At 38.0% G+C, this 20,033-nt stretch carries 21 protein-coding genes; 9 read left to right on the top strand and 12 right to left on the bottom strand.

Annotated features, from left to right (window positions below; genetic code table 11):
* The first annotated feature begins 62 nt into the window (after positions 1–62).
* Positions 63–344: a hypothetical protein gene (locus tag ABMA72_RS00545; protein WP_393055436.1), complete on the top strand. Its 282-nt coding sequence runs from the start codon at positions 63–65 to the stop codon at positions 342–344.
* On the opposite strand, the gene ABMA72_RS00550 is transcribed toward ABMA72_RS00545, so the two are convergent.
* The 3 genes from ABMA72_RS00550 to ABMA72_RS00560 are packed head-to-tail and all read right to left on the bottom strand — an operon-like array spanning position 324 to position 2,628.
* Entirely contained in the window at positions 324–788 is a 465-nt protein-coding gene (locus ABMA72_RS00550; protein ID WP_392860394.1) for an EVE domain-containing protein, read from the bottom strand. The two genes, ABMA72_RS00545 and ABMA72_RS00550, sit on opposite strands and share 21 nt — an antisense overlap.
* Positions 789–805: 17 nt before the next feature.
* On the bottom strand, positions 806–1,672 hold the full coding sequence (speE, locus tag ABMA72_RS00555; protein WP_392860395.1) for a polyamine aminopropyltransferase: 867 nt from the start codon (positions 1,670–1,672) through the stop codon (positions 806–808).
* 23 nt (positions 1,673–1,695) lie between these two features.
* A complete protein-coding gene (locus ABMA72_RS00560; RefSeq protein WP_392860397.1) occupies positions 1,696–2,628 on the bottom strand; it encodes an adenosylmethionine decarboxylase in 933 nt (310 codons plus the stop codon).
* A gap of 230 nt (positions 2,629–2,858) precedes the next feature.
* Here ABMA72_RS00560 and ABMA72_RS00565 point away from each other — a divergent pair, with 230 nt between their 5' ends.
* Positions 2,859–4,802: a sigma 54-interacting transcriptional regulator gene (locus ABMA72_RS00565; protein WP_393055439.1), complete on the top strand. Its 1,944-nt coding sequence runs from the start codon at positions 2,859–2,861 to the stop codon at positions 4,800–4,802.
* Between the two features lie 53 nt (positions 4,803–4,855).
* On the opposite strand, the gene ABMA72_RS00570 is transcribed toward ABMA72_RS00565, so the two are convergent.
* The 5 genes from ABMA72_RS00570 to fsa all read right to left on the bottom strand — a co-directional run bounded on the left by ABMA72_RS00570 (position 4,856) and on the right by fsa (position 9,442).
* A complete protein-coding gene (locus ABMA72_RS00570; protein WP_392860399.1) occupies positions 4,856–6,427 on the bottom strand; it encodes an intermembrane transport protein PqiB in 1,572 nt (523 codons plus the stop codon).
* Positions 6,420–7,016 carry a paraquat-inducible protein A gene (locus tag ABMA72_RS00575; RefSeq protein WP_393055442.1) on the bottom strand — a complete coding sequence of 199 codons (597 nt, stop codon included), beginning with the start codon at positions 7,014–7,016 and terminating at the stop codon, positions 6,420–6,422. Before ABMA72_RS00575 ends, ABMA72_RS00570 begins: the two co-directional genes overlap by 8 nt.
* Positions 7,003–7,665: a paraquat-inducible protein A gene (locus ABMA72_RS00580; protein ID WP_392860403.1), complete on the bottom strand. Its 663-nt coding sequence runs from the start codon at positions 7,663–7,665 to the stop codon at positions 7,003–7,005. The genes ABMA72_RS00575 and ABMA72_RS00580 overlap by 14 nt, the downstream gene beginning before the upstream one ends.
* 58 nt (positions 7,666–7,723) lie before the next feature.
* Positions 7,724–8,623: a matrixin family metalloprotease gene (locus tag ABMA72_RS00585; protein WP_393055445.1), complete on the bottom strand. Its 900-nt coding sequence runs from the start codon at positions 8,621–8,623 to the stop codon at positions 7,724–7,726.
* Between the two features lie 174 nt (positions 8,624–8,797).
* Positions 8,798–9,442 carry a fructose-6-phosphate aldolase gene (gene fsa, locus ABMA72_RS00590; RefSeq protein WP_021267224.1) on the bottom strand — a complete coding sequence of 215 codons (645 nt, stop codon included), beginning with the start codon at positions 9,440–9,442 and terminating at the stop codon, positions 8,798–8,800.
* 113 nt (positions 9,443–9,555) lie between these two features.
* On the opposite strand from fsa, the gene ABMA72_RS00595 reads away from it, so the two are divergent.
* The gene (locus ABMA72_RS00595; protein ID WP_392860406.1) at positions 9,556–10,389 is read left to right on the top strand and encodes a hypothetical protein; all 834 of its coding nucleotides are present in this window, start codon (positions 9,556–9,558) and stop codon (positions 10,387–10,389) included.
* Positions 10,390–10,391: 2 nt separating this feature from the next.
* Here the strand turns inward: ABMA72_RS00595 and ABMA72_RS00600 are convergent, their stop codons facing one another.
* Entirely contained in the window at positions 10,392–11,366 is a 975-nt protein-coding gene (locus tag ABMA72_RS00600) for a tyrosine-type recombinase/integrase (protein WP_392860407.1), read from the bottom strand.
* Between the two features lie 133 nt (positions 11,367–11,499).
* Between ABMA72_RS00600 and rnc the strand changes: the two genes are divergently transcribed.
* From rnc to ABMA72_RS00620, 4 genes are all read left to right on the top strand, one after another.
* Positions 11,500–12,354: a ribonuclease III gene (gene rnc / locus ABMA72_RS00605; RefSeq protein WP_393055448.1), complete on the top strand. Its 855-nt coding sequence runs from the start codon at positions 11,500–11,502 to the stop codon at positions 12,352–12,354.
* Between the two features lie 15 nt (positions 12,355–12,369).
* A complete protein-coding gene (gene era / locus ABMA72_RS00610; protein WP_392860410.1) occupies positions 12,370–13,338 on the top strand; it encodes a GTPase Era in 969 nt (322 codons plus the stop codon).
* A 29-nt stretch (positions 13,339–13,367) separates the two neighbouring features.
* Positions 13,368–15,176, top strand: a complete 1,809-nt coding sequence (locus tag ABMA72_RS00615; RefSeq protein WP_393055451.1) for a GTPase — start codon at positions 13,368–13,370, stop codon at positions 15,174–15,176.
* Positions 15,177–15,307: 131 nt separating this feature from the next.
* The gene (locus ABMA72_RS00620) at positions 15,308–16,138 is read left to right on the top strand and encodes an NAD(P)H-hydrate dehydratase (RefSeq protein WP_393055454.1); all 831 of its coding nucleotides are present in this window, start codon (positions 15,308–15,310) and stop codon (positions 16,136–16,138) included.
* Here the strand turns inward: ABMA72_RS00620 and ABMA72_RS00625 are convergent.
* From ABMA72_RS00625 to ABMA72_RS00635, 3 genes are all read right to left on the bottom strand, one after another.
* A complete protein-coding gene (locus ABMA72_RS00625) occupies positions 16,128–16,502 on the bottom strand; it encodes a DoxX family protein (RefSeq protein ID WP_392860415.1) in 375 nt (124 codons plus the stop codon). The genes ABMA72_RS00620 and ABMA72_RS00625 overlap by 11 nt on opposite strands.
* Before the next feature lie 299 nt (positions 16,503–16,801).
* Complete coding sequence (locus tag ABMA72_RS00630) at positions 16,802–17,569, bottom strand: hypothetical protein (RefSeq protein WP_392860417.1); 768 nt, start codon at positions 17,567–17,569, stop codon at positions 16,802–16,804.
* Between the two features lie 26 nt (positions 17,570–17,595).
* Positions 17,596–18,075, bottom strand: coding sequence for a hypothetical protein (locus ABMA72_RS00635; RefSeq protein ID WP_392860418.1), 480 nt, complete (start codon positions 18,073–18,075; stop codon positions 17,596–17,598).
* Between the two features lie 121 nt (positions 18,076–18,196).
* Between ABMA72_RS00635 and ABMA72_RS00640 the strand changes: the two genes are divergently transcribed.
* Complete coding sequence (locus ABMA72_RS00640; RefSeq protein WP_392860419.1) at positions 18,197–18,859, top strand: tetratricopeptide repeat protein; 663 nt, start codon at positions 18,197–18,199, stop codon at positions 18,857–18,859.
* A 4-nt stretch (positions 18,860–18,863) separates the two neighbouring features.
* Entirely contained in the window at positions 18,864–19,985 is a 1,122-nt protein-coding gene (locus ABMA72_RS00645) for a PQQ-binding-like beta-propeller repeat protein (protein WP_392860421.1), read from the top strand.
* Positions 19,986–20,033 lie beyond the last annotated feature (48 nt).

A 20,033-nucleotide genomic window follows, 5' to 3' on the forward strand; every position in this document is an offset into this window, starting at 1 on the left:
ATTTAAGTATTTACCGATACTCTTCATATCAGCGAATAAGCTGGTGTGAGGAGTAGTGGGAAATGCCAATTCAGGACCTATCTGATGTCGATTTAAATACATCTGAAGACACTCAAGGTGGTGGCGTTCAGGAGTACAAATTTGGTGGTGTTCATGGACATAATGACCTTTCACATCTGTCTCTCTATTATAAGCAGCCAATAAAAGCACTTATAGGCCGTACAGGCCTTGTTATTCTAAGCTTCTTTACGATAGGGCTTGTCTTATCTCTTGTGACTCTATTTCTAAGTTATACAACTTTCGGGCGCGAGTTTTTACAAACTCTAGTTTTCAATATCTTTTAATATCGTTGTCGCAATCTTATTAGGGATTGGCATAATGGATAGGCGAGAGCCTTTCTTAACTAAAGGCATTTCTTCGTAGCGACTATCTGCTTTCATCTCTTTTAGCGTTAATGCTTTTGAAAATTTTTCGACAAATTTTACATCCACAAGAAACCAGCGTGGATTTTCTTTCGTTGCTTTTGGATCATAGTACTTCGATTTTTCATCGAATTGAGTCTTATCTGGATGGGACTCCTTAACGACTTCAGCGAGGCCTACGATAGCTGGCTCTTTACAACTTGAGTGATAAAAGAAAACCTTGTCGCCAAGTTTCATTTCATCCCTCATGAAGTTACGGGCCTGATAATTTCTCACTCCATCCCAAGATTCCGTTTGCTTCGGTCTTCTTGCAAGATCATCAATAGAGAAAGCATCAGGTTCGCTTTTAAAGAGCCAGTATTGCATTTTAGATCCTTTGTTCCTTAAGGGTTTTGGATTAGCCCTTCAAGGTTCTTCTTCATAAATGTAGGAAGATAAAATGCCGCCTTATGAAGTCCAGCATTGTAGTAAGAGAACTCAAGTCCACTTTCTGCAACAGCTTCTTCTCTAAAGTCATTAATTGGGTGAGTGTCGCCCTTTGTTGCAAAAGTAAATGACCACAGTCCACCTGGGTAAGTTAGGTTAGAGAAGTTGTAGATAAATGTATTTTTAAAAATATCATTTAGAACACCTAACATGCTCTTTTGAATTTCTGCTTCAAACCAAGGTGACTCACCTTGAGAAACAACGATACCGTTGTCAGCAAGGCACTTATTTACATTTGTGTAGAACTCAGGGCCAAATAGAGGGGCCGCTGGACCGATTGGGTCAGTTGAGTCGATGATAATAACATCAAACTTCTCAGTAGTTTCTTGAACGAATTTAACACCGTCACCAATGATTAGATCTAGCTTTGGATGACCTTTTAGTACTTCAGCTGTTTGTGGAATAAATTCCATACATGCTTCACATACGGCACCATCGATTTCTACCATTGTACACTTTTCAACAGAAGAGTGGCGCAGAACCTCTCTCGCTGTTCCACCGTCACCACCACCGATAACAAGTACGTTTTTCGGGTTTGGGTGAACAAATAAAGGAACGTGAGAAATCATATCGTGATAAGCGATTTCATCTCTTTCCGTTACCATAACTAGACCGTCGTTAAGAAGCATTTTTCCATGCCCTTTTGTTTCAACTACGTCTACTGTTTGGAATTCAGTTTTCTTAGAGTAAAGAACGTTCTCTACTTTATATCTCATCCCGTAAAAATCTTTATATCTTTCTTCGATCCATAGGTTACTGTGCATAACTGTCTCCTGATTTTATTTTTTTAAAGTAATTTATATGGTGTTAAGCGGTTTGTACGTAACTTGTAAAAGTGTGAAAAGTACATGATATAGCCGCATTTTAAATAGCTTTCAACTTGAGTCTTCGCCTTGTATTCTCCTGGGTTTACATTAAGCCCACAATTTCCATCTTGATTTGGACAGAACTCAATGAAGTCATAAGAGATTGGTTCCATAGCATCAATAAGAACTCCTGCTATTTCCTTCATGTCGATATCAGTTTCAAAACTAATATATGGACACTCTTCTTGTGGAGTGATGTGGCAAGTGAAGTAGTTATCATCTTTAATGGCATTTAAAGAATAACCATATGGATTGAAAACGAAATCATCAAGCTCAAATCCCGGTAGGATTTCATCAAGTTTTAATAAATTTCTTATTTGATCCTTTGTTACATTTTCATCTGTAAGAAGTTTTCTCGCTTCGCAAGAGATTTCATACATTAGAAGCTCAAATGTGTGATCATCCGCAGATGGAGTGTATTCTTGATCGAGGAAATAAATATAGTTGTGGTGATCATCAATATTTCCAAAACGAAATGCCGTTCCACTAAATTTATTTTCTAGTAGTTTGATATCATCCATAAAAGTTGAGTGCTGCATATGAGAAAAGTACTCATTCTTTCTTTGAAAGATAAGTTGTTTAATTGAATCCTTTCCGTATTCACTAGTAAAGAAGTCAATGGCCTGAATTAATGTGGTCTGGCCGCAAGTGATGATAAGCATTCGGTCTTCCCAAACAAAGAGAGAGGACTCTGAAAGTAGAAATGCTTTCAACTTGTCATTTTTAACGCTCGAAAGGATTGTCGCTTTCGCTTTTTCAACTAGCTGGGCCCAAAAAGTATCAGGGATTTCTAGTAAGTTAAGGCCATCTTTAACGATGATTTCGGCCTTCTTTTCTGAACCTTCAAAAATCATATTTCATCCAATTTTTAAATGCGTGAATATATGCCTACATGGTGCAAGTATCCAATATTACAACTAATTTTAATATCACATCTTATTGCTTGTGAGCTCATCAGGCAAGCAAATAGGGCATAATCAGGGCCATCGTATAGATTTTATAGCCAATAATTTTGGGCATCACCCTAAAGTTTTAACCAAATTTTACCGATTAATAACTGTAAAGCATTAATGAGGGGATTATCATGCTCGCCAGTTTTTCAGAATTTAAGTTCTTTCAATCATTTAGAATTCCAGTTGAGGAAGCGGATAATTTACGTTTTCTCGTTCAGAAAGAAGATGAGGTTGGGCATCTCGAGTATATCGATGACGCTAAACTTGTTGATATTTCTGTTACAGGTTTTGGTTTTAAAACACATGAGAGAATTTCTGTTGGAACAGAACTAGAGGTTTCTCTACAGTTTAAAAAGAAGCATCTTGATCTTACTGGACGAGTTGTTCGTGCCTTCTCAAATGTTTTAGAAGATGAAGAAATTATCTACGGTGTTGAACTTGATGTTGAAAAGGGAATTAATAAATTTCTTGAATCATATATCATGAGTTTTTCATCTGAGAGATTAAAAGATTGTCTGATTCAATCAGCACTTAAAGAGCGCTATACAGATCCAAATGAAGGATTTGAAATGTTCTCACTTTTACTTTCGCTATTTAAAGATATTACTCACTTTGGTGATAAAGAAGGGTTTCTTGATACGATGCTTGAAGAAGTGATTCGTATCCTGAATGCACAACGCTCTTCAATCTTTCTAATTAACCCAGATACGAATGAGCTTGAGGCCATTGCTGCTTTAGGGCTTGATAAGACGGGCCTAAAATTTGATTATCGCCTAGGTGTTGCAGGTTCTGTTTTCACAACAGGTGTTGCTTTAAATATTTGTACTGAAAGTGATGAGTCTCGTTTTAATAATGCCTTTGATGAGCAAAATGGATTCACGACAAAGTCAATTATCTGTTACCCAATTCATAACCGCGAAGATAAGATCATTGGTGTAATTGAGGTAATTAATAAGCGAAATGAAAATCGTTTTACAATTGAAGATGAAAAAACAATGAAAGTTTTAGCTCTTGTTTTCTCTTCAGTATTCCATAGCTTTAACCCAATTTCGAATAACTCTAAAATTCGTCGTTTCTCAGCTCCATATGATCGCCAGTATGCAATCATTGGAAACACTGCGGGTGTTAAGTCCATGAGAAGCTCTATCTCGAAGCTTAAGGACCTTGATAGTCCAGTTCTTATTACAGGTGAGAAAGGTGTTGGTAAGAACCTTTATGCAACTGTTCTTCACTTTGAAGGTAAGCGCGGACTTCATGAAGTTAATACTGTAAATTGTAAGTTACAAGATATGGATAAGTTGGAGGCGCAATTATTTGGCCCTGACGAAGATAAGTGTGTTTTCTCGAAAACACAGGGTGGAACTGTCGTTCTTAGCCATATTGAAAATCTCTCATACGAATGGCAAGAGAGACTATTTGAAGTTATTTCAAATAGAGGAACTCCTGGTGGTATCGTAAGTATCGATTGCCGTATTATGGCAACATCGATTAAGGATCTTGGAATCTTAACTGATGAAGGCCTATTCCATCGTGATCTTTTTGAGTTTCTATCTCAAGCTCAAATTAATCTTGATCCACTAAGACGCCGTGAAGATGATATCGAAATGCTTGTCGAGTACTTCTTAAAAGTTGAATGTAAAAGACAAGGACTTCTTCTTAAGAGCTTCTCTAAGAAGGTTATGGAACAAATCCTACAGTATGACTGGCCAGGAAATGTTTATGAATTAAAGAAGTGTATTGAAAGAGCTGTGCTTTATCATCCAAAGTCACATATTATTTCTGATATTGAAATCAATGACGGGGTATCTCCTCTAGTTGATATTTCAATGAAGCAGAAACAATTTGGACAAATTGATCACGTCACAGACTTTAAGCTTCCTCTAAAAGATCGTCTTGCTCTTGTTGAGCGTGAAATGATTCTTAATGAGATTAAAAGAAACTTTGGGAATAAGTCTAAGGCCGCAAAAGAGATGGGAATATCTCGTGAGGCACTTCGTAAGAAGTTAATTTTCTCTCAAGAAGTTCTTGATAATCTTGAGTCACCTGAGGTGGAAAAAGATAAGAAAGTCGCTTAATATTTTATGACATACAAATAAAAAGGCCTCGCGATGCGAGGCTTTTTTTATGCTTATAATTCGATAATTGGTTTCCATTCTAGCCATTCGCTATTGGCCTTCTTGTGAATCTTAAAGTAATTCTTTTTTCTCTGTGTGAATCTCTCTGGCGTTGCAAATTCAACTCCTCCTGAAAGAAGAGTCTCTAGAGATTGAGTGCTTATCTTTGCTCCTGAAAATAGACCAAACTCTACATCAACACCACTAACATTCCAAAACTTCGTCTCTTCTTTAAGAAGTCTGTGATAAGGAGAATTGACAAAGATTTCAGCAATGACATTCTTTGCACGAGTATTAAGTCTAACATCTGTGATGACACCAACTTGAATTCCACGGTAGTAAACGCCTTGTCCCTTTGCAAGAGAGTTTCTGCGATCACTATAAAGGCTAAGCCTTTGTCCAAATTTATTGTGAACTTCTTTTAAAGGCGCCTGTCGTAGTGCCTTAAAACTATCTGTTTGCTTGCCTTTTTTATATTTTGAACGGCTGATATCAACGGCAATATAATTTCCTGTAAGAGCATCGATTGACTCAATACCACTAAGAGAGATTTTTGGTTTTACTTCCCAAAACTTTGCTCCCTTTACAACAACATTCTCGAATTCTTTCTTTACTGTCGCCTGAACAGTAAGAGTTGATTTATTGCGATCGATTTTTGAACCAGTTACATATCCAATAACAATACTTCTAAATTTAATTGGAGTTTTAACTTTTGAAACTGCACTACCTAAAGGGAATTCGATTTCAATCTCTTTTCCTGGAATTGTTTCTTCATAAGAAGAATAGAGTTTATAACTCTTTTCAAAATTTTCTTTGAGGATTGTCTCGTCTTCATTTTCAAAGTTTACAAATGAGATACCGCCTTTCACTAGTGAGGCCAGTGATTCTGTGCGAACTTTTACGCCCGCAAGTGAGGCATCAACATGCATTCCACTGACATTGTAAAATCTTGAAGTGGAATGGATCAGATTCTGATAACGGCTTTCAATAAAAACAGTTATATCAACGCCATCTCGTTCCATATCGAGGTCGTAACTTGTGACTTCTCCAACTTGAATTTTATTGTAGTAAATAGGGGAGCCGTTTGAGATAGACCCAAGCTTCTTAGCATTGAGCTTGATATAGATCCCATCATTTCTAAGACTGCGAGGGGTTTCATTAAGAGCATCAAAGTTTCTAACGAATTTTCCTTTTGCTGGGTGCATATTAATGAACTTTCCACTAATGATTGTACTCAGACCGGAGATACCAGATAGGTTTACAGTTGGGCTTACGAGCCAAAACTTTGTATCCTTTGATAAGTAATCACGCATACGTGGGTTCATCTCAACATGAACAGCAACACTTGTGAGGTTTTTATTTAGCTCTGTATCCTTCACACGGCCAACAATTGTTCCTTTATAGATTATTGTTGTTTTGCCGGGAATAATTCCATCTGCATTTCTAAAATTGATTGTAATATATGAGGCACGGGCCATTAAGTTTGTATATAAAAGCCAGATCCCAATTGAAACAGCAGCTACTGGAAAAAACCAAATAGGGTTAATTCCTTTCTTGCTAACAACTTGAGGTTTACCGTTACTCATATCTTTCCTTATCATCCCAGATTAATCTTGTGTCCACTTCATTTGACGCCAGGATGGTTAGTATTACGACTGCTGTAAAGTAGAGCACTGCTGGCTCTGCCTTTATTTGAGAAATGAATTCAACATTAACAAGTATAACAAGGAGGGCAATAACAAAGATATCAAGCATGGACCATTTTCCAACGATATGAACAACTCGATAAAGCTTTGTTAACTTCTTCTTTTTTCTCTCATCTAAAGTATTTATATTATCAATGATATACCAAAGTGAAATGATTTTAAATATTGGGACAATTATACTGGCCGCAAAAACAATCATGGCAATTGGATACATTTTCAAAGTAATTAGGTTTAAAACACCACCGAGAATTGTTCTTGGCGTTCCTCTGTTAAAAGTCAGAACTGTCATTATTGGAAGGAGGTTTGCCGGTATATAGAGGGCAATGGCCGCAATGAGATAGGCCTTGCAACGAGAGACTCCTTCGTAGTTTCTAAGCTCAATCTTAGCACCACATCTCGTACAAGTAAGAATCGAATTTACTTTTTGGCACTTTGGACACAATGCCTTTTGATGATCAATTCCTCTCATAAAGCTTCTTCCATAATTCATCAAAGTGAGTAACTGATTGAAGTAGAATGTTATTAACCATAAGTAAGATCAGGCTAAGAGTTCCAATCGTAAGTTCAACATCTGAGCGATCCACCATTTTGGAAACCGTGACAATAATACCCATAAAGTAGACATCGACCATAGACCATTCATGAGAAGGGGCCAGATACTTTAAAAGCGGCTTTCCAATATTTTGATTGATATACTTATTTTTAATAAAAACTGATAAATAAACCAGCAATCTAAAAAGAGGAATAAGAATCGCAAAGAGAATAACTGAGATCGCTATTGGCCAATAGGCCTTAGTGGCAAAAGCAAAGACTGACTGATAAGTCGATGTTTCTAAATTACTTCCTGCCATGTGAATTTTTAAAACGGGTAAGAAGAATGCCGGATAGAATAATAAAAGTCCTGAGATCGTTAAAACCTTTACCATGCGAAGAGTGCTATCGCCACGATACAGAGTGTATCCACAACACTGGCAAACAGCCTTTTGCCTTGGAGCAATTAATTTAAATTCGTAGAGCTCATCACAGTCAGGGCAAAGGATTAATTTAGAATTATCCTTTAGCGTCTCCTCATCAATTGGAAATGACGTTTTATCTGTGTCGTCTAGAATTGTGGCCATACTAATATTAGGCCATAAATTACCGTTATTTTTAAGAGAGCAAACCTTGCACTATAGACTAAAAGGCCTTGTGAGTATCAATTAGTTTACCATTTTGGTAGTGGCGACAATTTCCATCTGTGCGTAGTTCAATATATCCATGAATTAGCTTCGGCTTCTCAACTGGTTCATCGTCTTGGCCAGCTGACTTCGTTGACTCGTCAGCACTTCCTAGAGCAGAGGTGCGAACTGCGGCCGTCATAGCTGTTGCATTATCGTAGAGGTTTTGAATTGTTTTCGCGTCGTAGAAACTTAAGGATCTTTTCTTCTCACCACCACCAAGTTGTGGGTACATGATGGACTCTACTGACTTTGTATTGGTATGTTTAAGTCCAATTAAGTGGCCAAGTTCATGGAGAATAACAGAAGGCATATCATAGAAAGAAGAAGTGTTATTGGTATTATCAAAAGTGAACCAATAATCTTGTAGATTGACTATAATATCACCGTGAACCATTCTTAGGTAATCGCCCTTATGTTCTGCAAAATATGAGGTGATGGCAAGAACACCAAAACCAACATCTGGATACCAGTCTTTTGTAATATAAATACCAACTTCACCGTCGTAGTAATCATCTAGATCTGAGGCCGGATCGCGAGAAGCCGCTTGGCCATGGCCAATAACAAAGTAGTCTCTATTTTCATCAGCATCATTCCATGCCTTTTGCATCTCTTCCATTAGATCATATTCAAGATAATCCCCATCATCTTCATCTGCTAGGGGAAGACTATCTGAGCCACCATCAAGATCATTGATAATATTAAAGTCGTTGTGGACTTTGACTGTTAAAGGCAGGGCAGAAGAGTTCCAGCGCAGTGGGAGTGTGCTAAGTGAAGGCCCCTTTTCTGGTTCTGCAACACAGGAGATGGTCGCCGCACAAAAACACGCTAATAGAAAAGTTGATTTAATAAATTTCATCCCAAACCTTTACCAATAAAAGAGCGAAACGCTCGGATATGTGCTGGTAAGCACTATTTTAATAGATATCGGTCTGTGGGATATTAAATTTAGAAAAAATAAAGAACGGGGACTGTAAGCCCCCGTAATTATAAATCTTATTTACATTTATTCTTTAGATGTGACAAATGTTGATTACTTCTGTGATTTCGCGTGATCGGCCAAAAATTGTGCCAGTCCCTTCTCAGTTAGAGGGTGACCAAAAAGTGACTTAATTACACCAAATGGCATTGTTGCAACGTCTGCACCAACCATTGAACAGTGTTTCACGTGATCTGCGTGACGAACTGAAGCTGCAAGTACTTCTGTTTCAAATCCATAGATATCATACATATGACGAATTTCTTGGATTAGAGTCATACCATCTGCACCAATATCATCTAATCTTCCAATAAATGGAGAGATATAAGTCGCACCATTCTTAGCTGCTAGTAGAGCTTGGTTAGAACTGAAACACAGAGTCACATTAGTTTTGATTCCGTTTTCGCTAAACCACTTACATGCAGCAATTCCGTCTTCTGTTAATGGAAGCTTGATAACGATATTGCTGTGAATCTTTGCAAGTTCACTTCCTTCCTTAATCATACCATCTTTGTCAGTTGCAATAACTTCTGCAGAGATTGGCCCATCGATGATTTCACAAATATCCTTGATAACTTCAACTTGTGAGCGACCTGTTTTAGCAATGATTGATGGGTTCGTTGTAACACCGTCAATGATGCCCCATTTCGCTGCTTCTTTGATTTCGTTGATATCACCTGTATCGATAAAAAATTGCATTCTTTGCTCCTAAGGGAAATATGAAAATTTACTAAAGAAATTTAACATGGGCAGGGGTAATGGACAAGTTTTCTACCTCTTTTAGTAAAGACGTTTTGCGCTATAATGAACATATGAGATTAATACTTCTAGTATTTTCATTGATTATGGCCCAAGGCCAGGTGCATGCCAATGCTGATGGTTTTATCATCAAGAAGGATGATGTACGCAATAAGAATATTAAGAAGGATTACAATGCCTATGAGAATTATATCAATGATCATGGCTTTGATACTTTCTATGATCCAAGTGTCGACTATTCAAAATTCTCTGGGCGTGTCACAGATAAGGACCCTTCTTCAACAGTTTTTAAAATTCAGGTTGAATCTCGTAATGTGAAATTTTTAAAACCTTCTGACGTTGTCTACTTCAATGTCGCAAGAAATATGGACAATGATCGTTGTAAGGGCCATATTCGCGCAAGCGAAGACAAGTATATTACGATCTATGCAAAGGACCTTGAAGACTGTTGGGGTGAAAACTCAACATTAAGAAGAGGAACGATTCTTGTCTTTGAAAGTAAAATGCTAGCCGCCAGAATAAAAGAGGCCTCTCGCTACCGCCTATCATTACTAGCAAAAAAGAGAGATTTTACATTTCAGTTAAATGACGTGAATAAATTTGTCTGGGGCTTTTCACAAAAACAAGTTGAAGTGGCGGCCGACTACGATAAGAAAATTCTCGAGCTTCAAAGAAAAAAAGATGAGGCATTGAATCTACTTCTTTCAAAAAAGAACGATCAGGTTCGTCTTCAAGCTGAACTTATTTATAAGTTAGATAAGCTAGACCAAGATCTTGATTTCTATCGAATTGAAAAAGATGAACTTTATACCGATCGCTGGCACCTTGATAAGGATGCTGGCCTGCCAGTATATGACAGACCTGTTCCAATTAAGAATTCTTATTAAATTTAAATTAGCTTATCTTCATTCATAGCAAGCTCTATAAATTGATCATTATAGAAATGCTTATCCATATGCTCTTTATATGGTTTTAATGAGTATGCAGGAGAAACTCCTAACCATTCCTTCATTGTTGTCTCATTAACTCCATTATGCAGCCAAGTAAAGATACAAGACTGACGCAGAGACTTTGGTGTAATTTGAATCATCAGCTGACTACGCCATTCTTCAAATAATAACTCCATGCCACGGGCCGAAAGTCCTCCTGAAAGAATCTTATGGGCATTGGCATTAAAGAGAAGATGAGGGAAGTTGTGGCCCTGTTCTTTTTTTACCTTTTCAAGTAATTCAATATACTCATAGAACAGTCGTCCAAAAATAGCAGGGAAGGTAACAGTATAGGGATCGCGCTTTTCATGTGTGATGACCGCTTTAATCTCATCTCTAAAAGAGAAACTTGAGACTTTAATTTTTGAAAGCTCACTTACTTTTAGTCCCCCAAGATAAATGGCACTAAAGATAATCCCATTTCGCTTGGCCTTTAGTTTTTCAAGATCATTCTTGGCCGTACGCTGATCATTTAAGAGCGTGTGCCACAGACTCTTGATATGAGAGAAAGTTGCAGGCCTTGGAATATCCAGAAACTTTGGTGAGGTTGGGATTTTTCGAACAGGGTTGGCATTAAAGACACCTTCTTCAACCAAATGGTCAAAGAAAATTCTTAAGGCCTGAACACGGCGGCGACGAGAGTTGTCAGAGCTATACTTTGCCTCAAGGTATTTTCCATACTCAAGGATTTCTGGGATTGAGTAGTGTTCAATACTTGTCTGCTTAACACTCTCTGTAACATATTGGTTAAAACAGGCCAGATCTGTTCGATAGTTTTTTATTGTATTTAGGCTTCGGCCCTTGGCCTCAATCTTCTTGAAGAAGGCCTTTTGCCATTTTTCTAATTTATTTTTATTGGCAGTTGCGATTTCCATATCCATCCTTAAACTACGTATATTACTGAATATATTAACGAACCTGTTATTATTTCACAAGAAGAAGCTTAAGCTTGCAATTGGTGGGATAAAGCATTATAAATGGCCTTAACAATTCAATATTAGGTGATTTATGCTCGAGACGACCTCACTCGGCCCGAAAGGGAAGAGTAATCCATTTGCCCATGCATTTTATGTGCACACGATTGCAAATTTTAAGCAATCTGGTGACACAACTGCTAGTGGTGCATTAGAGCAAAATCACAAATTCTTAATTGATACATTCCTTAAATATTCAAATATTGAAGAGAAGCTTTTAGCTACTTTCAATTTAAATTTTAAAGATAGCGCACTTCTTATGCGTGCCTTTACTCATAGCTCATATGCTCATGAGGCCAAGGTAAAAGTAAAAAGCTATGAAAGACTTGAATTCTACGGTGACTCTGTACTTGGTGCATTTGTGACTAAGAACCTCTTTCTTAATTTTGATGAGATGAATGAGGGGCAACTTTCAAAGCTTCGTAGTGCTCTTGTTAATGAGGAAAGTCTTAGCGGCCTATCTAATTTCTTAGGACTATCTTCTTTTCTAATCGTTGGAAAAGGAGAGTTAGAAGAAGAAGTTAATAGCGGAATTCTTTGTGACCTATTTGAATCTCTTCTTGGTGCAATTGCGATTGATCAAGGAGTCGACCGCGCTGACCAATACCTTAATACAGTGCTGGCCATGTACGAGAAGGAAAGTGGAGAGAAGTTCTTTTGCGAAAAGAAGCTAGTAGACTTCGATCCAAAAACAAAATTACAAGAGGAAACACTTGCACGATTTAAGAGTCTTCCAGAGTATCGCGCCACAAAGTTCGGACAAGAATTTAAAATTGAGCTTTATGTAAATGAGCAATATATCTGTGAACTTATGTCTCACAGTAAGAAGAATGGAACAAAAGAAATTGCAAAGAAATGCTTAAAAAATAATTTATTAGATCGACTTTAATTTTACGGAGAAGTTATGTTATTAGAAAATCAACACCCAGACAACAAATCACTTATGGCCGCTATCGTTGGTGCTCCAAACGTAGGAAAGAGTTCACTTGTAAACTACCTACTTGGTATGGATCTTTCAATTGTAACGAGTAAGCCACAGACAACTCGTAATAAGTTTCACGCAGTATTTACTGTTGATCATACTGAAGTTGTTCTTGTAGACACTCCAGGTCTACACAAGGCAAGTCAGGAACTTAACAAAAGAATTAATCAACAAGCAGTTGAAGGTGTTGATGGTGTTGATGTAAACCTTCTTCTTATTGATCTAACAAAAGATATCCTTGGACAAATCAAGGACTTTAAAGAGTATATTGGTGGAAAAGAGCTATCTAAAACATGGCTTGTCTTTACTAAGTCTGACCGTGTTGAAAATGCTGAAGCACTTCCTCTTGATAAAGTATTTGAGCAAGCTAAAGAAGTTATCCCATCAATTGAGAAATTCTTCTGTATCTCAACTAAGGCCGGAGATAATGTTCACCTACTAACGGCAGCTCTTTGTGATGAAGCGAAGCCAGGTTCTCACTACTACCTAGATGGTGCAATCTCTAATAAGTCTCAACGATTCTTTGCAACAGAATATATCCGTGAGCAAGCTTTTGAATTATTAAAAGATGAGCTTCCATATGAAATGGCCGTTGTTATTGATGAGTATAAAGATTTTAAAGATAAGACAGGTGCATTTGCTGCGCACATTTCAGCATCAATCCTTGTTAACCGCCCATCTCAACGTGCAATCGTTGTTGGATCAAAAGGAACAATGATTAAAGAAATTGGTATGCGTGCTCGTAAGAAAATTGCAGCGATGACTGATGGGACAGTTCACTTAAACCTACACGTAAAAGTTTCTCCGAAATGGTTTAAGAATAACTTTGTTCTAGAAGAGCTTGGCCTTCCAAGAGCAACAAACTCTGCACGTGTTTGGAAAAAAAGATAATTTAATTTTTATAAAAATAGGACTTTAATATGCAAAAACGATCAATGATCATTTCATTAATTGGACGACCGAATGTTGGTAAGAGTTCCGTATTCAACCGATTAATGAAGAAACAATTTAAGGCCATTACACATGATATGCCAGGTGTTACTCGTGATCGTCACTATGGAATTACAACTTTCAGTGATGCAGATGAGGATCGCCCACTAGATGCAATTCTTGTTGATACTGGTGGTTTCTATCCAACTCAAATTGATGAGCAAGGAAAGAATGACCAAGAAATTAATGCAAATAAATTCTTCAATATCATGACGGACCACGCTCATCAGGCGATTGAAGAGTCAGACCTTGTTCTCTTTGTTGTTGATGTAAGAGAAGGTGTTCTGCCATTTGATAAGACAATTGCTAACTTCATTAGAAAGCAAAAGAAGAAAATGTGGCTTATCGTTAATAAATTTGATTCAAGTGCTCAAGATGGTGATGAGTATGCATTCTATGAACTTGGTGTAAATAATGACGAAATGTTTGTGACTTCTGCAGCCCATGGCCTTGGTATGGAAAATCTTCGCGAAAATATTCACCGTGAGATGATGGCATTTTCAGAATCAAATGATGTGATGAATATCTCAGCACTTCAACGTGGTGTTACTCCACGTGAAAACGTTGTTGCCAAACTTGCTCTTATTGGTGCGCCAAACGCTGGTAAGTCAACTCTTCTAAATCAGCTTCTTGGAAGTGAGCGCGCCCTTGTTTCTGATATTGCGGGAACAACTGTCGACCCAATTGATGGCTACTTCGATCTTTTCCTTGGAGATGATGCTAAAAAGTTAGATGAGGCCAAGGCCTTCTTTAAGAATGATAATCTTCTCCGTTCTCAATATGAAGACTTCAAAAAGAATAACCCTGATCTATATAACGAGCTAATTTCATCTTATGATCTTGAAGAAGAAATTGAGACTGAATTAGACGAATACGAGTTAGAAGGTCTTGAAGATGCAATGCTTGAACAAGACGAAGAGCTAGATGAAACATCTGCAACTCGTATGGAAGCTCAAGTCTTTGGTGAAGAAAGCACTGAGGCCAACTCTGAAGAAACAAGTGAAGGCGAAGCCGAAAAGCTAACCGAAGACGAGGGAAGCCACTGGCGCTCAATCCACATTGTCGACACTGCAGGTATCAGAAAGCAGAAAAAAATTGATGACTTTGTTGAGTCGCAATCAGTGTATCGCTCTCTAAGAAGTATTGCAGATAGTGATGTGTGTATTTATATGATTGATGCTGTAAAAGGTGTTTCTCACCAAGATAAGCGCCTTCTTGATATTGCTATTGAAAAAGGTGCTTCAGTTATCGTATGTCTTAATAAAGTAGATCTAATGGGGGACACTTTTAAGGATCAAGATGCTCGTAAAGAGTGGCTTTTAAATATTCGCGATAAAATGCCTTGGCTTAACTACTGCGATATTATTCCTATATCGGCTAAACACAAAAGAGGACTTAAGCGTCTTAAAAAGATTCTTGCAAAGACAATCTTCATTAGAAGACAGTCAATTGCAACTGGTGCTCTAAACCGCTTCGTATTCGAACTAATTGAGAGACACCCAATTATTCTAAAAGGTTCACGTGGTAAGAGATTCCGTGTTAAGTACGCATCTCAAATTAAGGCCGATCCACCAACATTCTTATTCTATACGAATAAGTCTAAGGGGATCCCTGAAAACTACCGTCGTTATCTAAAGAATGGCCTTCGTGGTGCATTCCCTCTGGATAACACTCCAATCCACCTGATTTTCAGAACAGGAACGGATCTACAAAACCGCATGAAGAAAGTTTCAAAATAAATAAAAGGGCCCTTAGTAAAGGGCCTTTTTTTATTATAGCTTTAAAAAAGAATTCTCTTAATTTGTCTTAATATATCTTAATTTCAAAAAAATGGCGTGTACCTTATCGATACTTTCCGATATGTGAAGGTATGAGTAATGACTTTCCTTTTTCTCTTTTAAGAAAACTTCCTGTAATGGATAAGGATGCCAATAAGTATAGCTTTGGTCATGTTGTAGTTATTGGTAGCAATTTAGGATATGCCGGTGCTGCAAGGCTTGCTGCAGAAGGTGCTCTTAGATCAGGAGCGGGAATGGTAAGTGTACTCACTAGGAAGGCAAGTGTGTCTGGTATTCTCGCTGGACGTCCAGAGCTTATGGTTCGAGGAATTGATGCTAATGAAAGAGGCCTTGCTCACGCTAACGCCATTTTAGAGAAGGCTACAAGTGTTGTCCTTGGCCCTGGCCTTGGCCGAGATGAATGGGCCAAATTCATATGGGATCACTTTTGTCATCTCACTCATAAGAAAGTCGTGGACGCCGACGCCCTCTGGTTCTTATCACAGGCCCAGAGTACAATGAAATTAGTAAATACTGTTATCACGCCACATGAAGGTGAGGCGGCAAGACTTCTTAATGTCCCGCGAGAAGAAGTTTCAAAACATCGCCTATCATCGGTAAAGAAAATTATGAAATTTTCAAGCACTTGTGTTCTCAAGGGCCATGAGACTTTAGTGGCTTCGCAGAATGTCGTTTATGAGAATAAAACTGGTAACCCAGTCCTTGCAATGGCCGGTACAGGAGATATTCTTGCTGGCATTATTGGAAGTTTTTTGGCGCAAGGATTAAGTTTAGAAGAAGCCGCTTGTCTTGGGGTTTGGGTGCATGGACGGGCCGCTGATTTGTTATATGAAAATGAAGAAGGTGTTAGGGGAAGTGTGGCCAGTGACCTCTTCCCCTATATTAGAAGTATTATGCTTTAACTGAGTACTTTCCACCGTTAGAAAAGAAAATTGCAATATATGCTACGGCATAAAGTAGGGCCTTTTCTTTAGAAGCAAATGGATCATTTCCGTGAATAACAAATGCTGCAACTAGCATTGTTACTGCAGAGATCGCTGCAAACCAACGAGTTTTAAAACCAACGATAATGAAGGCCTGACAAAATACTTCTGCAAAAACTGTTGCTGTTAATGAAAATGGAATTCCTAGGCCAATTGGGTCCGGGAATTTTGTTAATAGAGTTGTGAAGTTAGCAAGCTTTCCCCATCCGTGAGCTAATAGCATCATTAGTGCTGTTGAAACTCTTAGTACTAGCCAACCTAAGTCTGAGTTTAATCTGTTCATTTAACTATCCTTGTTGTGTTATTTATTTCTTTTTGTGTTTTACTTTGGTTCGCACCGCTTTTAATGGTGCATATTAAGTTTGCGCTTTGCAATCATCAACTCGCTAAAGCTCGTTGAGATTAATGATACTACGTCATTGCAGGCAACTGCGCACGCACCGCTCAAGATGGTGCATATTAAGTTTGCGCTTTGCAATCATCAACTCGCTAAAGCTCGTTGAGATTAATGATACTACGTCATTGCAGGCAACTGCGCACGCACCGCTCAAAATGATTATTAATCATTTTGCAGCGGATGCGTTACCAATTCCAAACATACCCAACCATAAGAGTGAATGCAAAACCACTCAGGTCACTCACCCCTGGGCCACCCTTTGTAGCAGGAGCATATTTAATAGTACGTACATCTTGCAGGGCAACTGAGTGAACCAGTGCCTCAACATTTACGTATGATTCTTTTATTTTAATAGGGAACTCAAGTCCACCACCAAGCGCAATCCCAACGCCTCCATAAGAGTCTTCTACTTCACCATCTTGGTTTGCGATCTTTTCTTGTTCATACCAATACTCAAATCTTGCTGTTAAATAAGGGTTTGAGTATGTGATGGCCGTTCCAAGGTTTGAGGTATCGATATAGTAACGATATCCAAAGTAGAATCTAAGCATCGAGATATCAACTGAAGTTGGAAACTGCTGAATTCCTTGAGTTGGATAAGTTAGTGTGATGTTGTGTTTAGAATAGGCAAACCCAATATTCCAAGCTGATTGAAAATCTGAAAAGTATTGAATTGTTAGGCCAAAAGTAGGCGGTAGGTCTTCATATAACATTCCACGATTTCCTGACCAAGTCGTGTAGCCGATGGCCATTGAAAATGAGAAGAAGCGTCCATACTTATAATAGCGCTCATCTTCATAGATTTGCGACTCTTCAAGATCTTCGTTGAAGTCTGAAAAGATATCGCCACCGATATTGAGGTCATCATCTGCACCGACCATTCCTTCCTGGGCCAGTGAAAGTCCTTGAAGGCATAGTAATGTAATGAAGAGTATAATTTTATTTTTAAACATTAATTTGTCCGTAATTTAATCTAGTCTTATAAATAGAAGTGGAAACCAGCAGTAATAAAGTGTTCACCCATTGTCGTCACTTCAAATTCATCAATATTTTCAAAACGAATACCGAATTCAGTACTGAAGCCAATACTGTCTACACCTTGAAATGAGAACTCGGTTCCAAATCCTAGATCCCCCTGAAAGCCTGAGTCTGAGTCTTGGCCAGGGTTTTTATTATTTAGTAAAACTGCGGCCCCTACCGCATAGAAAGTTAGGTATGGTTCATCAAAGATATTGCGATAGAGACGAACTCCACCGTGCCAACCACCGTTTTCAGAAGTGTTTACGCCAAAAATTGCACCATAAGCAAACGTTGTGCTGCGTTGAACTTTAATTGAAAGTGATGGAATATTATCATTAACAGTATTTGAGAAGCCAATTCCCAAGCGTCCAACACGTTCCAGTGCTAGAGTGTTAAAAGAGATAATAAAAGCTGCTATTACTAGTGAAATCCTTTTCATGGTGCGTAATTTTCCTTTTTCCTAATTATGAGTAAATATATTTTAACAATACTCATGTATTTTTGACAACTTTCAATCTTCTTTATTAAAATGATAAAAATTTTTAACCAGAGGGTAATGGATGACAACACAGGTAGCGCCAAATGAAGGCCTAAATTCTGAATTAAATTCAACAGAGCTTGGAGCGTTTATCGCTCAAAACAAAGCTTTATTTCTAGGACTGATTCTCTTAATTGTAGCTGCCATTGGTGGGTACGGAATCTTTTCTTACACAAAAGCACAAACTAATGAAAAGGCAGCAACTGCTTTCTATCAATTTGAGCAAGGGTCTTTAAAGAAATATCAAGAAGGTGGACTAGATGCTGCGGCAATGAGTGCAGAGCTAGGACTTCTTTTAAATGACTATGCAAGTACTTCAGCTTCATTTGCAACAAGCCTACTTGCAGTTGATTACCTTACTAATAAAGGTGAGAACAAAATTGCACTAGATATTCTTACAAAGATGCAGCCAGGAACTTCTCTACAGTCATACTTTGTTAATTTAAGAAAGGCCGTAGTTCAAGAAGATCTTAATGATATTGATGGTGCAATTGCATCTTTAACAGAGCTTAAGAATAATGAAAATAATCTGACAATGGGTCGTGTCGAACTTGATCTAGGGCGTATGTATTTCTTAAAGAATGACATGGCAAAGGCGAAAGCTCACTTTGATAAGGTTCTGACTCTTACAACTCAAAATGTCTACAAATCACTAGCGAAGAGCTATTTAGCAAAAATTAAGTAATTTTATGATAAAAATTCTAACGGCCACGACTGTGGCCATTCTTCTTACTTCTTGTTCAACACTAAACAGTGTGACGACTAAGTTATCAGCAGATAAGTTAGAGAAGAAACCTCTTACACTAGCTTGGGCAAAGAATTTAGAGCCAAGTTACGAGAGTGGAAATCTTCCTATTTCTCTGGCCTCGCCTTTAATTCACGATGGCCAATTATTTGCAGCTGATGGCCGTGGTCACTTTAATGCTTACAATGTTGAAACTGGCAGACTTCTATGGACTTTAAATATTAAAGGTCAGATGACAAGTGCTCCAATTGTTTACGAAAACCTATTGATCTTCGGAGACAATACTGGTCGTGTCTATGCTTACGACTTTAATAAGGGTGAGCTAGCATATGAGTTTGATTTAGATGCTGGTGTTGATTCAACTCCTGTTGTTCACAATGGTAGACTTTTTGTTCATACAAGAAATCATAAGCTCTTTAATATCGACGCCTATACTGGAAGAGTCATTTGGTCATATAAGAGATCTGTTCCTTATTACTCAACAGTTCAACGAACATCTACTGCTTTAATCTCTGGTAATAAAGTCTATGCTGGCTTTGCTGATGGCTACTTTATTTGCTTCTCTCTAGAAGAAGGGCAAGTCCTGTGGGAAAGACGCATGAGCGCTGGTCAGAAGTTTGTTGACGTTGATATGAGACCAACAATTTTTAATTCTAAACTAGTTGTTGGTTCAGTTGATGATAAAATGGAAGTTATTGATCTAAAGTCGGGTGTTCTTTATAAGAAACTTGCTTTTCAATCAAACCGTAAAGGCGTTCTCGTTGACGGTGGTAAGCTTGCTGCATTTGGTAGCGTAAATGGTGAAGTTATCTATATTGATTCGTCTTTTAATGAAGTAAAGCGAATTAAAGTCGATGAACTCGCAGTTTCTTCACTGGCCGTTTGGAAGGATGGGTTAGTTGTAACAACTGTTGGCAAGACTGTTTACTATATTGATTCTCGTGGCCAAATTACACAACGATTTGATCTAGGCTCGGCATACTCTGCTGTGTTTGGAAGTATGACACAGGACGAAGATTTTATCGCATTCATTTCATCGCGATTTCGTCTGTATACCTTCAAGTAGATCCACTAGATCCTGAAGATAAACTCTAAAAATTACCTTGTGCGTGTT

The sequence above is a fragment of the Halobacteriovorax sp. CON-3 genome (assembly GCF_043196995.1).
In the GTDB taxonomy this organism is placed as follows: domain Bacteria; phylum Bdellovibrionota; class Bacteriovoracia; order Bacteriovoracales; family Bacteriovoracaceae; genus Halobacteriovorax_A.